General features: G+C 32.3%; 12 protein-coding genes and 1 riboswitch. Of the genes, 4 read left to right on the top strand and 8 right to left on the bottom strand.

The genetic code is table 11. The features are described from left to right. The 4 genes from M2475_RS07455 to mgtA form a co-directional block, all read right to left on the bottom strand. Positions 1-810, bottom strand: a complete 810-nt coding sequence (locus M2475_RS07455; RefSeq protein WP_277490569.1) for a phosphate ABC transporter substrate-binding protein — start codon at positions 808-810, stop codon at positions 1-3. 174 nt (positions 811-984) lie between these two features. Next, positions 985-2,205 carry an ATP-binding protein gene (locus tag M2475_RS07450; RefSeq protein WP_277490568.1) on the bottom strand — a complete coding sequence of 407 codons (1,221 nt, stop codon included), beginning with the start codon at positions 2,203-2,205 and terminating at the stop codon, positions 985-987. Then, positions 2,186-2,866: a response regulator transcription factor gene (locus M2475_RS07445; protein WP_277490567.1), complete on the bottom strand. Its 681-nt coding sequence runs from the start codon at positions 2,864-2,866 to the stop codon at positions 2,186-2,188. The genes M2475_RS07450 and M2475_RS07445 overlap by 20 nt, the downstream gene beginning before the upstream one ends. 149 nt (positions 2,867-3,015) lie before the next feature. Next, positions 3,016-5,712: a magnesium-translocating P-type ATPase gene (mgtA, locus tag M2475_RS07440; protein ID WP_277490566.1), complete on the bottom strand. Its 2,697-nt coding sequence runs from the start codon at positions 5,710-5,712 to the stop codon at positions 3,016-3,018. A gap of 242 nt (positions 5,713-5,954) precedes the next feature. Next, positions 5,955-6,114, bottom strand: a riboswitch (M-box (ykoK) riboswitch). A gap of 130 nt (positions 6,115-6,244) precedes the next feature. On the opposite strand from mgtA, the gene M2475_RS07435 reads away from it, so the two are divergent. Next, positions 6,245-6,667, top strand: a complete 423-nt coding sequence (locus M2475_RS07435) for a GNAT family N-acetyltransferase (protein ID WP_277490565.1) — start codon at positions 6,245-6,247, stop codon at positions 6,665-6,667. Then, positions 6,664-7,887, top strand: coding sequence for an FtsW/RodA/SpoVE family cell cycle protein (locus M2475_RS07430; RefSeq protein ID WP_277490564.1), 1,224 nt, complete (start codon positions 6,664-6,666; stop codon positions 7,885-7,887). The genes M2475_RS07435 and M2475_RS07430 overlap by 4 nt, the downstream gene beginning before the upstream one ends. An 8-nt stretch (positions 7,888-7,895) precedes the next feature. Here M2475_RS07430 and rsmI read toward each other — a convergent pair whose 3' ends face one another. From rsmI to tmk, 4 genes are read right to left on the bottom strand one after another with little or no spacing between them, the layout of a single operon-like run. Continuing rightward, a complete protein-coding gene (gene rsmI / locus M2475_RS07425) occupies positions 7,896-8,747 on the bottom strand; it encodes a 16S rRNA (cytidine(1402)-2'-O)-methyltransferase (protein ID WP_277490563.1) in 852 nt (283 codons plus the stop codon). Further along, positions 8,740-9,567 (bottom strand): regulatory iron-sulfur-containing complex subunit RicT, encoded by an 828-nt coding sequence (gene ricT, locus M2475_RS07420; RefSeq protein ID WP_277490562.1) that lies wholly within the window; start codon positions 9,565-9,567, stop codon positions 8,740-8,742. The genes rsmI and ricT overlap by 8 nt, the downstream gene beginning before the upstream one ends. Further along, positions 9,560-10,525 carry a DNA polymerase III subunit delta gene (locus M2475_RS07415; RefSeq protein WP_277490561.1) on the bottom strand — a complete coding sequence of 322 codons (966 nt, stop codon included), beginning with the start codon at positions 10,523-10,525 and terminating at the stop codon, positions 9,560-9,562. The genes ricT and M2475_RS07415 overlap by 8 nt, the downstream gene beginning before the upstream one ends. A 1-nt stretch (position 10,526) precedes the next feature. After that, complete coding sequence (gene tmk, locus M2475_RS07410) at positions 10,527-11,150, bottom strand: dTMP kinase (RefSeq protein WP_277490560.1); 624 nt, start codon at positions 11,148-11,150, stop codon at positions 10,527-10,529. 147 nt (positions 11,151-11,297) lie between these two features. Between tmk and M2475_RS07405 the strand changes: the two genes are divergently transcribed. Together M2475_RS07405 and M2475_RS07400 are read left to right on the top strand one after the other, a co-directional pair. Then, complete coding sequence (locus tag M2475_RS07405) at positions 11,298-12,854, top strand: L-lactate permease (RefSeq protein WP_277490559.1); 1,557 nt, start codon at positions 11,298-11,300, stop codon at positions 12,852-12,854. A gap of 17 nt (positions 12,855-12,871) precedes the next feature. Then, entirely contained in the window at positions 12,872-13,453 is a 582-nt protein-coding gene (locus M2475_RS07400) for a GNAT family N-acetyltransferase (RefSeq protein WP_277490558.1), read from the top strand. Positions 13,454-13,587: the final 134 nt, after the last annotated feature.

Here is a 13,587-nt window from a genome sequence, read left to right as displayed (position 1 = left end):
CTAGCCTTCTCTTTCTACTGGAATATATTTATGTTCTTGAATGATTTGCTTTCCTTCATCTGAGAAAATAAAGTCAAATAATGCTTTTGCTGACTCATCACCTTTTTTTACACACAACATAAATGGCCGTTGTAATTTATAGGTTTCATCTAATATAGTAGCTTCACTTGCTTCAACACCATCAATGGTTAATCCTTTAATGTTATTTGACATTGAACCCATTGAGATATATCCAATTGCTTGTTTATTACCAGATACATTACTAATAACTGCTCCTGTTGCATTTTGAATATCCGCATTCGCAATGAGTTGTGATGATTCAAATCCAACAATCGATTCAAACCCATCTCTTGTCCCTGAACCTTCTTCTCTAGAGACAACGGCAATTTCCTGATCTTTGCCACCTATATCTTTCCAATTTGTAATTTTCCCTGTATAAATTTGTTTCGCTTGTTCTAAGGTAATATTTGTAATTGGATTATCTTTATTCACAATTATGACAATTCCATCAAGCGCAATTACAGTTCCTTCTAAGCTCTTTTCTTCCTCTTCCTTTAATGCTCTCGATGCCATTCCAACACTAAACGTTCCATCCATTGCCCCTTTAGTTCCTACACTAGAACCACCACCTTGAACAGTAATTTTTCCTGATTTGCTCTTATTGTAACTTTCTGCTATTTGCTCCATCAATGGTTGAATTGATGTTGATCCTCCAACTACAAATTCAGATGTTTCACTACCAGATGCTTTCCCACCACAACCAACTAATAACATACTGCATAGTACACACACGCTAAGAAATTTTTTCATTTCAAGCCTCCCTTTTACACTTTAAGCATACATGTCTTAGATTAAATAAAAATCAAGGAATTGTTAAAAAAGGGTTAAAAAAAGCGAGTGTTTTCAAACCTCATTTTTATACTTTCAATTTTTCATTCGTTAAGCATTAAAAACGCTAGATATATACTAATATCTAGCGTCTTATTAATACTTTATTAAAATTCTAAAAACGGACCCTTTATTCTCCTCACTCTCCACTTCTAAAATTGCATTATGGGCTTCTAAAATTGATTTTACAATTGATAAACCTAATCCCGAACCACCACTCAAGCGAGAGCGAGCTTTATCGACTCGATAGAACCGTTCAAAAATCTTATGCGTATTTTCTTCACTTAAACCTCTTCCTTCATCTTGTATTTCAAATACATAATAATCATCTTTTTTATATGTTCGTAAAGTAATCGTCCCTGAATCACTATATGCAATCGCATTATTCAACAAATTATTTACCACTACTTCCATTTGTTCAAAGTCTACAAAGACATCCTCATGGGTTTGATAATCTGCTACAATTTTCAAGCCCTTATTTTCTGCTTTTTGTTGTAAAGAAGATATACTTGCATCAAGAATTCTTGTAAAATCCATAGAATCTCTTTTCAATACAAGTACATCACTAGATAGCCTAGATAATTGTAATAAGTCTCTAACAATGGCTTCTAAACGATCATTTTCTTTTTGAATTTGAATCATAAATTCTTTTCTTATTTCTTCATCATCAAAAGAATCACGATTTAAAATTTCAATCATTCCTTTAATTGCACTAATTGGTGTTTTTAATTCATGAGAAGCATCTGCAATAAATTCCTTTTGCATTTGCTCCTTTTCTTTCGCTTTTGAAATATCTTGAAACAACACAACACAACCACTAAACTTCCCTTCTGTCGTAATGGGAACACTGATTGCCTGATATTCTTTTCCCTTAACACTCATTGTTTTATCGATATTCCGTTCAAAAATAAAAGCATCATTTACAAACTTATGAATGTCTTTTTCAAAATCATTTTTATTATACGTCAATTCGCGATCATCCTTGTTATCACGAAAAACCTCAAAAAAAGAATTATACAGAACTACTTTTCCATCTATATTCAACAAAACAAGAGGTAATGGAATATTAGCTACAAGTGTGTATAATCGCTTTTGTTTCAAATATGCATCCGAGGCTGTTGTTTTCACGCGATTTGCTAGTTGATTGCTTTCCATCCGTGAGCGTTGTTCAAATTCATTATCATTTCTATAAAGAATATATATAAATGTAGCAGTCATTGCTAGCACTACTAAAAATGGGTGAATTTGAAATACACCCAATGCTAATAATGCAAAAACTAAAACCGTTAGGATTTCACTAATCCTTTCTTTCTTCATTCTTTTCCTCCAAAATATATCCAACTCCTCGACTCGAGTTGATTTCAACTTGACTTTCTTTTAATTTGCTACGCAATTTAAATGTATGAACATCTACAATTCTTGTATCTCCATCATAATCAAATCCCCAAATATCATTTAAAATCTGATCTCTAGATAATACAATGTTTGCATTCATAATAAAGTAACATAAAAGATCATACTCTTTTTTGGTTAGAATCAACTCTTCATTCCCAATCATAACCTTTCGTTTCTTTTCATCAATCTCAAGATCTGCGAATACATTGCTACTAGTGCTTTCTTTATTTTTTAAATGTGAGTTAATACGTGCTAACAATACACGAGGCGAAAAAGGTTTTGAAACATAATCATCTACACCTGCTTCAAACGCTTCAAGAATATTTTCTTCTTCATCTTTTGCTGTCAGCATTATAAAAACGCTATGTACATCTCTTGCACGAAAATGTTTAACCAATTCGATTCCACTTATATGGGGAATCATCCAATCGATTAAAAGCAAATCATAAGTATCATTCTCTATCATTTCCTTTGCTTGCAATCCATCTTCTGCTTCATATACATCATAACCTACTTGTTTTAAATCATATGCAACCAGTTTTCTAATACTCGCTTCGTCTTCAATGATTAATATTTTTTTCATACTGTATCTTACCTCACTACTATTATATACTCTAAACATTTTATTATTAAGTAATTTAAGAGAAAAAGTTATAATAAAAGAGCATTTTGTTCTTTTATTATATGCTATATATCTCCAATATAAAACTTATACTATAAAATCATCAGCTTTTATAATAGTTCACCGTGCTTTTTAATATAGTATTTTTTCACAATCGTAACCAAAACCATATATAATACTATCGTTAATAATAACCAACCATAATATAGCAATGGTAATGGAGTAAGATGTAACATTTCTCCTATAATAGTATATGGAATAACCGTTACCACAACTATTGATATACTTGTAAATACACCAACCATAAGTGATGCTCTACTTTGGAAAAAAGGAATCTTTGGTGTTCGAATCATATGAATAACCAAGGTTTGTGTCCATATAGATTCAATTAACCATCCTGTTTGAAATACTGCGATATACTGTAGTTGTATATTTGGATCACTTATTTGATGGAATAATAATCCTCCTGTTACAGCAGGACATACTACAAAATATAATAATATGTAAGTAGTAATATCAAAAATGGAACTAGTAGGTCCAATCCACTTCATAAAACTTGCAATTCCATCTGCATTCCAATCTCTTGGTTTTTTAAGATATTCAAGATCCACATTATCCCAAGGAATTGCTGTACAAGATAAGTCATATATTAAGTTTAAGAAAATCAACTGTACTGCACTCATTGGTAAAAATGGTAAAAAGGCACTAGCAACCAAAACCGAAAACATATTTCCAAAGTTTGAACTTGCTGTCATCTTAATGTATTTAATCATATTTCCATATGTTTTTCGTCCTTCGATAATACCTTCTTCAAGAACCATCAAATCTTTTTCTAATAGAATAATATCTGCTGATTCTTTTGCGATATCTACTGCTGTATCTACCGAAATTCCAATATCTGATTGGTTCATCGCTGGAGCATCATTGATGCCATCTCCCATAAAGCCAACAACATTTCCATTGTCTTTCATTAGTTTTACTAACCTTGCTTTTTGTGATGGTGATAATTTTGCGAATACATCAACATGTTTAACTTCCTTCTTAACTTCTTCATCACTCATTTCATCTAAATCACTACCCAAAATAACCTCTTTAACATCAATACCTACTTGTCTACAGATACTTTTCGTAACCATATCGTTATCGCCAGTAAGAACTTTTACTTCTACTCCATACTCAACAAGCGTTCGAATGGATTCTTTTGTTGTTTCCTTTGGCGGGTCTAAAAATGCCAAATATCCAATTAATACCATATCCTTTTCATCTTTTGTTTCAAAAGCACCAACCACTGCAGGATTACTCTTTTGTGCAACTGCAATTACACGCATTCCTTCATGATTCAACTGCTCAACAACCTTTAATACCTTATCCTTAATATTCTCGTCAATTGGTTGTACATCTCCATGATATTCAACAAATGAACATACACTAAGAATTTCTTCAACTGCACCTTTGGTAATCAATTGTGTTTTTCCGGTTTTATCACTAACTACAACACTCATTCTACGACGATTGAAATCAAAAGGAATTTCATCCACTTTTTCAAAACGATCAATTACAATATCATCAATATCCTTTTGCTTACTTTTATTAATGATTGCTAAATCAATAAAATTTTTCAATCCTGTTTGATAATAACTATTTAAAAATGCATGTCGTAATACACGATCATCTTCATTTCCATGTACATCTAAATTATGTTGCAATACTACTTTATCAACCGTTATTGTTCCTGTTTTATCTGTACACAATATATCCATTGCACCAAAATTTTGAATGGAATTCATGTTTTTCACAATCACTTTCTTCTTTGACATTGCTACTGCACCTTTTGCAAGACATGTCGTTGTAATCATTGGCAACATTTCTGGAGTTAATCCCACAGCAATTGAAATAGCAAACATAAGGGCATGTAACCAATCATTTTTTGTAAGTCCATTAATCACAAAAACAATTGGTACCATAACCAACATGAAACGAATTAACACCCACGAAACTTTATTAATTCCTATTTCAAAACTTGTTTCTGGGGCTTTTTGATTTACATCTCCAACAATGGAACCAAATGTTGTATCATCTCCTACCGATAATACCACGCCAATTGCTGAACCACTTACAACATTACTTCCCATAAAAATTAAATTGCTTGTTTCAGTAAGTGTTCCTTTTATTTTATTGTTTGCAAACTTTTCTACAGGTTCACTTTCTCCTGTTAATGATCCTTGGTTTACAAATAAATCTTTTGCGTTAAGTACACGCATATCAGCAGGAATCATATCTCCTGCTGAAAAATAAATAATATCTCCTACTACTATTTCATCAAGTGGAATCTCTTTTTCTTGTTCATTCAACCGTTTGACTTTTGTAGTTGTCTCAATCATTTCATTTAATTTTTCTGCTGCATTATTTGAACGTGATTCTTGCACAAACCTTAAAATACCGCTGATAAATACCATACAAGAAATAATGATAATTGTTGTATAATCTCTTTCTTTTGGTGCAGCCAAAACTACATCACTTAAAAAAGATACACCAACCAATACAATCAAAATCACTGTAAAAGGATTAATGAATGCATCATATAATCTTTTAAATACCGAATCTTCTTTGTTTTTAGAAATGATGTTTTCTCCATACATTTCCACATTCTTTTCTACCTGTGTGTCGCTTAAACCATCCATTGTTGTATGATATTTAAGAAGCACTTCATCATTATTCATTTTTGAAGCTTCCAACAATCTGTTTTTAATTGCTTCTTTGTGTTCTTGTAAGCGAACTTCACTTGCTCTATTTATTCTTTTTGCCATTGTCCTCATCTCCTATTCTTCGTTTTAATTTCATAGGAATGTTTTAACAATAGTCTGCAATGAAAACATAAACTAATCTATACACTGTCGCAAAGAAAATAGACGAATGTATTCGACATTTTCTTTGAAATCATAAAATATTTATATTTTCTCAGCACACTACCATCGTCCATTTTTCTTCACCTCGTTTCCTTTTTCAAATAAAAATCCCACACGCTCAAAAAGCAGTATGGGATTAAAAATCACATCGCCACCGTTTGAGCTTTGACTCTACAAGGCGATGAAACTACATTAGATGAAACCTTTTTATGCGATAACACCTGTTGACCAGCGAATAGTGTTTCCACTATTTTGCGGCAGTAGCCCGTATCCTTGTAGGAATCTCACCTACCGGGTATTTCTATTACGTTTATACTATATAACCTCTATATTCCTTTGTCAACTTTTACACATGATTTTATATATCTACCATGGTATCAAAATCATTTCTGTGATACCATATACATATGCAAAATTCAGAAGGAGGAAATCCATGAGATTCACAAAAGCAACTACACAATTTGAATATTTTTCACTTATGGAAATCCGTATCAAAGTATTTGTCAAAGAACAATGTGTTGATCCTCTGATCGAGTTAGATGAAGAAGACAAAACCTGTAATCAATACCTTGTTTACAGCGACAATAAGCCAATTGCTACTTGTCGTGTCATTCGTCATGGAACAACTTGGCACGTTGGTCGTGTTGCTGTGTTAAAAGAATTTCGTAATAAACACTGTGGCTCATTTATGCTAAAGGAGATTGAAAAAATAGCTCATCAAGAACAAGCTGAAAAACTTGTTTTAGGAGCACAAACTGTAGCAATTCCTTTTTATGAAAAAAATGGTTTTATTGCCTATGGTGATATATATTTAGATGCTGATATTGAGCATCGAATGATGGAGAAGATTTTATGAAACAACAATTATCGAAAGTCCGTCAACCGCAAAAGTTTGATTTCATTCTTACAATTATCCTAGTGTTGATTTTTATATCAAGTATCATTGCAATTTATGCTGCCTTTCCACTAGTTCCTGCTTATGTACCTACTGGTGGATTCAATGGAATTTTAGGAAAACAAATTCAATTTTACATCATTGGTATTATTGTTATTGCTATCATCATGTACCTAGGAAATGATAATCTTAATACTTTTGCTAGAATCGGATATTTTATCTTTTTAGCTTTACTAATATATTTATTTCTTGATTTACATATTTTTCAACGTTTTTTAGGAATGACACTTCCCTTTGCAAAAACGGTTAATGGAGCCACCGCTTGGTTAGAGTTCCCCTTCATTGGAACGATCCAACCGTCGGAGTTCATGAAAGTTATTCTTATTATCATATCTGCATACACGATTGTAGATCACAACGAAGATAAACGAGAAGATTCTTTTGAAAGTGATATTCAACTTTTCCTTAAACTTGGAAAATGGCTATTACCACCATTAGCATTAATTCTATTGCAACCAGATACAGGGATTTTCCTTATTATCATTCTTACTATTTTATTAATGGTAATATGTTCTGGTATTCGTAGAGAATGGATTATTATTGGAACCATTCTTGTTGTCGTAGCACTAGTTACATTCTTTTATTTATTCTATTTTAATCAAACACTATTTACCAAAATATTCGGTTCTAGTTATAAAGTAAAGCGAATCTATGGTTGGCTATATCCAGAACAATATTCAACAAGTGCTGGTTTACAACTATATTCTTCTATCTTATCCCTTGGTTCTAGTGGCTTAACTGGTCATGGTTTTCAAGCTGATGTCATCAGTATTCCAGAAGCACATACTGACTTTATCTTTGCAGCTATTGGGATGAACTTTGGATTCTTAGGATGTATCTTTATTGTTGGTCTTTGTGTCGCTTTGGATTTGCGATTATTCTTAATCGCCTCACGAAGTAAAAATAATATTGAAAAATTAATGATTATTGGATTTTTAGGAATGTTAATCATTCAACAACTAGAAAATATTGGAATGGTAATCGGTCTCTTCCCGATTACGGGAATTACCCTCCCATTAATTTCATCAGGGGGATCTTCACTATTATCATATATGCTTGCATTTGGAATCGTTATGAATGCTAGTCTAAAAGCAAAAAAACTATCTGACTATGTATATTAGCCAGATAGTTAATTTAAATTATGATATTCACGATATAAGTAGTTCTTAGACAACCCTTGTTCTTGAGCTACTTTTTTTATTGCTTCTTTACTGCTGAATCCTCTTTCAATGTAATTATCTACTTTTTCTTTTAATATTGGAACAGGTAAAATTGCTTTCTCTTTTTCAACAGCCTCTACAATTACGACCATCTCTCCTTTTACCTCATCAATAACGGATAATACTTCTTCAATCGTTCCACGTAAGAATTCTTCATATTTTTTAGTTAATTCACGTGCTAAACAAATTTTACGATTTCCTAATATTTCTAAACAACTCCGCAACATTTTTTCAATTCGATGAGGTGCTTCATAGAAAATAATTGTATAGGGAAGATCTTCTAATTCTACCAATGCTTTCATTCTTTTACTTTCGCTTGCATCCAAAAAACCATAAAATAAGAAAGGTTGCGCACAGATACCACTTGCGACAAGGGCATTTAAGGCTGCACTGCTTCCCGAAATAGGGACAACATTATATTCTTCATCAATTACTCTTTGTACTAACTCTTGCCCTGGATCAGATAATAATGGATAACCCGCATCACTAACAAGTGCTATATCTTTTCCATCTTCTAATAATTGAAGAATTCCTTTAATACTTTCTTTTTCATTGTGTAGATGATGAGAAATACATTTCGTTTTTATATCAAAATAATTCAACATCTTTATCGTATTTCTTGTATCCTCTGCAGCAATAATATCTACCTGATTTAAAATCTCGATTGCTCTTGGTGTCAACTCTTGTAAATTCCCAATTGGCGTTGCTACTAAATATAACGTTGAAGCTGTGTTATGAAAACTCTTTTGTCTTTTAATCATAGTATTTCATATCCGGCCAAAGATCTCTAAATTCTAAAAACTGTACATCTTCATTATTCTCAATCTTTACCTGTTGCATTAAGACATTGTAACTAGTAATGCGATATTGCTTCCCATTATATTCAATCCTTGAGTTTATTTTTGGTAGATCTTTTTTTATTTCTTTATATAATTCATCTTCAAAACGCAAACAACATTTTAACTTTCCACACTGTCCTGAAAGTTTTTGGATATTCAATGCCAACATTTGATTCTTTGCCATGTTAATTGAAACCATCGAAAAATCATTCATAAACCGACTACAACAACACTCTTGTCCACATTGTCCAATTCCACCTACCATCTTCGCCTTATTTCTAGGTCCGATTTGACGCAATTCTATACGACAGTGAAAAATAGTTGCTAGACTTTTTAATAACTCTCTAAAATCAACCCGTTCTTCCGAAACATATACAAAGGTTACTTTACTTTGATCCAGTGTATACTCGGCCTCGATTAAATTCATATCCAAACCAATTTTTTTAATCTCATTGTCACAGATTTTCATTGCTTCTTTTGCTTTTTCAATGTTTTGCTCATAATTCTGATGATCTTTTTTGTTAGCTTTTCGTAAAACTGGTTTTAACTCTAAATTATTATGATAATCATCAATTTTTATGACATCTCCACATACTGTTGCCATCTCGATTCCACGAACTGTTTCCACTACCACTTTTTCACCATTTGCAAAATCTGATGATTCAGCACCAAATGTATAAGTTCTTCCATTCTCATCAAAACTTACAGAAACAACATGTGTAAAGTTATAATTTTTACTCATCATATTCCTCCATTTCATATATAAATTGATCAACCAATAAATTTAAATTTACTGATTTTATATTTTTGTCCTTGATTCTATTTGCTACAACTAAAATGTGTTCAGCTGTGTGCTCATCCATAAGTTCTAGCATTTCATCATACCAAGCTTCTTTGATTCGTTTGTGTATAAGTGCATCTTTTGCTAATAAATTCATCATATCCAAAACATAATGAAGAACAAGCTTTTGATCTCTTTTACTTTTCGCAAAACCATCTTTTTGAAGAAACACACTAGCATCTAAATAATGTTTTAAATACTTTTCTATATATGTTTTAAATACATAACGTGCATGCTGATATTCTTCACTTTCTTCCATCGCTTTTAGCTTATCTTGATGAAGTCCTATATGACTTAATAGATATGCATCTAGTATATCATACTCTTCCTTAATTCTTATAAAACACTCTTCTTTATTCATCTTATGAAAAGTAATCATTTGACACCTTGATTTAATTGTATCCAAAATACGATCACTATTTTCCACAAGTAAGATGGCAATGGTTTGTGAATCTGGTTCTTCTAAAAATGTAAGCAAACTATTTAATGCACTGATTGTTGCATATTCAGCACCATCGATGATGTATATTTTTTTTCCTTTTTGTTCAACGTTGGTCTTTGAAAACTCACTTTTTAAACGAATGATATCTTCTTTCTTAATGGATATTTCACTACCATCTAAATATACCATATCCGCATAATTATTATGTTGAACACGTAAACATGCATCACATTGTTCACATCCAAATCCTTCTTCATCACATACCAAGCTTTGTGCTAATAAATATGCTGTTTCTTTTTTAGGAGCACCTTTATCACCAACAAACATATATGCATGCGCTAAGCGATCATTTAATAAAGCATTCTTTAAAATCGTATAGACTTGGGGATGTTCTGCCTTTAATACCTCTTGAAACATGCTATTCCACCAATTCCTTGACTAGCATATATGTATTTTTAAAAACTTCATCTTCATCTAAAGTTGCATCAATTACATGAATGCGTTGTGGATAACGTTTTGCTACTTCATCATATCCCTGTGCAACTAATTTATGAAATTTCTCTCCCTCTACATCAAGACGGTCTTTATCTTTACGAGATGCAATTCGTTTTAATCCTGTTTCGGCATCTACCCGTAATAAAATTGTTGCATATGGCATATTCCCATCAATGGCAAATTCATTGATTTGATATATTTCATCCATTCCAAGACCCCGAGCAGCGCCTTGATAAGCTAAGGATGAATCAATAAACCGATCACAGATAACAATTTTTCCATCAGCTAGTGCTGGAAGTACCTTTTCAATCAAATGTTGACGTCGTGCTGCAGCATATAACAGTGCTTCACATCTTGCATCCATAGCGGTATTTTCAGGATTTAAAATCACTTCTCTAATCTGTTCTGCTATATCTATTCCACCTGGTTCACGAGTAAAAATAACATCATACCCATCTTCCAGTAATTGATTATATACTCTATTTGAAATCGTTGTTTTCCCACAACCATCATTACCTTCAAACGTAATAAATTTTCCTTTATTCATAACAACCTCACATTCTTTTTTATTATACCACTTTCATTCTACATCATAAAGAAATCATGGTATAATTCTTTTATTGTTTTATTTTATAGTTATATAATTAGACTTTTTTATAATTACATTCTAAAATAAAAACTGTGGAGAATATATATGCAACTATTTTTAATGTTTCTTTTAGCTTTGGCTCCAATCATATGGTTGATCATAGCACTTACAAAATTTAAAATGGCAGGCTTTAAAGCAAGTATCATAGCACTTGTAATTGCTTTTTTCCTTGCTATTTTAGTGTGGAAAATGTCCCTTTTAGATGCCAGTAGTGCTGCTTTGGAAGGTTTTGCTATGGCTTTATGGCCCATCATCCTAGTCATCATTGCTGCGGTATTCACATATAATCTAACCGTTTATTCTGGGGCGATGAATACAATTAAATCAATGATTACCTCTGTTAGTTATGATAAGCGTATCTTAGTGCTTCTTGTTGGATGGTGTTTTGGAGGGTTTCTTGAAGGTATTGCTGGATTTGGAACTGCCATTGCTATTCCTGCAAGTATGTTATGTGCACTGGGATTTCAACCCGTAAAAGCAATTCTTGTATGTTTGATTGCCAATGGAATGCCAACCATGTTTGGGTCCATTGGTATTCCCACAGTAACGCTTTCAAACCTAACCCATTTAGATCCAATTATTTTGGGTTTTGTTCAAACAATACAAGCTACACCATTACTTTTTATATCTCCTTTCTTAATGGTTATTTTAACAGGAAAAGGATTCAAATCATTAAAAGGTATAACCCTATTAACAACATTATCAGCTATTTCATATATTTTGCCAGAAATCCTTGTTGCTCGCTTCATTGGTGCTGAATTACCTGTGATTGTTGGTAGTGTCTGTTCTTTAATTACAACCTTTGCTTATGCGAAATATCATAGTAAAAAGCACCCTGTTCCTGATGCATATCGTCTAGAGGTGGAACCACAAAAAGAAGTTATTGATTTAAAGAAGGCTCTTTATGCTTGGGCTCCTTTTATTTTAATCTTCATTCTTTTATTATTGACAAGCAAAATGGTTCCTTTCATTTATGAACCATTAAATAGTATTCAATCTTCTGTACTAATTTATACTGGCGAAAATGCAACACCATATACATTCGTATGGATTGCAACTCCTGGAATCTTGATTTTTCTATCTGGATTTATTGGTGGAAGAATTCAAAAGGTTAGTCTTGCAGGAATGTTACACGTTTTAAAAGACACATGTATTCAAATGTCAAAAACTGTTGTTACCATGTTGAGTGTTTTAGGAACTGCGAAAATCATGGGGTATAGTGGAATGATTACTTCTATATCTGAATTATTAGTAACTGCAATGAAATCTTTCTATCCTCTTGTAGCACCAGTTCTTGGTGCATTGGGAACATTTGTCACAGGAAGTGGTACTAGTTCTGAAGTATTGTTTGGAAATGTACAAATGGAAGCCGCAAAGGCAATTCATGCAAATGAGTATTGGTTAGCTGCTGCCAATTCACTTGGCGTTGGAGTTGGAAAAATGTTATCTCCTCAAAGCATTGCCATTGGATGTGCTGCAACATCATTAAGTGGAAAAGATGGAGAAATTCTTAAGAAGATTGCAAAATATGCTTTTATTTATCTAATCATTATGGCATTCATCATTTACTTTGGGGATCCCATTGTAGATCTAATAATTTAAGTGAAAGGAGATCGTCTATGATACGCTTTATCACAACTTCAGATATTCCATTTTTACGAAAGATATATGCACAATATATTGATACAGCAATCACCTTTGAATATACCTTGCCTAGTGAAGAAGACTTTTTTAAACGTGTTGAAAACATTAAGATGAATTACCCTTTTTTAGTATATGAAGAAGCTGGACAAATTATAGGATATGCATATGCACATCGCTATCAAGCACGAGATGCTTATCAGTGGAATGCTGAATTATCAATTTATCTTGATGAAGTAGCTACTTCTAAAGGTTTAGGGAAAAAGTTTTACCAAGCAATTATTGAAATTTTAAAACTACAAGAGGTTAAAACCGTATACGGCATTGTCACTCTTCCAAATAAAAAAAGTGAAAGCCTTCATACTAGCCTTGGCTTTAAGCAAATAGGAAAATACCATAATGCTGGATATAAAGATAAAAAATGGCATGATGTAGCCATCTTTGAAAAGTCAATTGGAGAACATACTTCTAACCCAGCTCCGTTCTTACCTATTCATCAAATCACAACCAAGACGCTAGAAAATATTCTGCAAAAGTATAATAGTAATAAACACTCATAGTAAAAACTTTTTTCATATAAAAGCCGATTCCTCTCTTTGTGATGTTACCCCTGTCAAGTAGACAGATGAAATAAATAAAATTTATATACAGCTTGGTTATGCTTTTGCAGCCAAGCTTTTATTTTGTTTTAAAT

Source organism: Breznakia sp. PF5-3, assembly GCF_029504745.1.
GTDB lineage: Bacteria > Bacillota_I > Bacilli_A > Erysipelotrichales > Erysipelotrichaceae > Breznakia.
This window is presented reverse-complemented; position numbering and strand designations above follow the sequence as displayed.

Coding starts and splice junctions, on each gene's coding strand:
- M2475_RS07455 (WP_277490569.1), bottom strand. CDS start 810: ATGAAAAAATTTCTTAGCGTGTGTGTACTATGCAGTATGTTATTAGTT.
- M2475_RS07415 (WP_277490561.1), bottom strand. CDS start 10,525: ATGTTTCAAGAGGTATTAAAGGCAGAACATCCCCAAGTCTATACGATT.
- M2475_RS07450 (WP_277490568.1), bottom strand. CDS start 2,205: ATGAAGAAAGAAAGGATTAGTGAAATCCTAACGGTTTTAGTTTTTGCA.
- ricT (WP_277490562.1), bottom strand. CDS start 9,567: ATGAGTAAAAATTATAACTTTACACATGTTGTTTCTGTAAGTTTTGAT.
- M2475_RS07445 (WP_277490567.1), bottom strand. CDS start 2,866: ATGAAAAAAATATTAATCATTGAAGACGAAGCGAGTATTAGAAAACTG.
- M2475_RS07435 (WP_277490565.1), top strand. CDS start 6,245: ATGAGATTCACAAAAGCAACTACACAATTTGAATATTTTTCACTTATG.
- mgtA (WP_277490566.1), bottom strand. CDS start 5,712: ATGGCAAAAAGAATAAATAGAGCAAGTGAAGTTCGCTTACAAGAACAC.
- M2475_RS07430 (WP_277490564.1), top strand. CDS start 6,664: ATGAAACAACAATTATCGAAAGTCCGTCAACCGCAAAAGTTTGATTTC.
- M2475_RS07405 (WP_277490559.1), top strand. CDS start 11,298: ATGCAACTATTTTTAATGTTTCTTTTAGCTTTGGCTCCAATCATATGG.
- rsmI (WP_277490563.1), bottom strand. CDS start 8,747: ATGATTAAAAGACAAAAGAGTTTTCATAACACAGCTTCAACGTTATAT.
- M2475_RS07400 (WP_277490558.1), top strand. CDS start 12,872: ATGATACGCTTTATCACAACTTCAGATATTCCATTTTTACGAAAGATA.
- tmk (WP_277490560.1), bottom strand. CDS start 11,150: ATGAATAAAGGAAAATTTATTACGTTTGAAGGTAATGATGGTTGTGGG.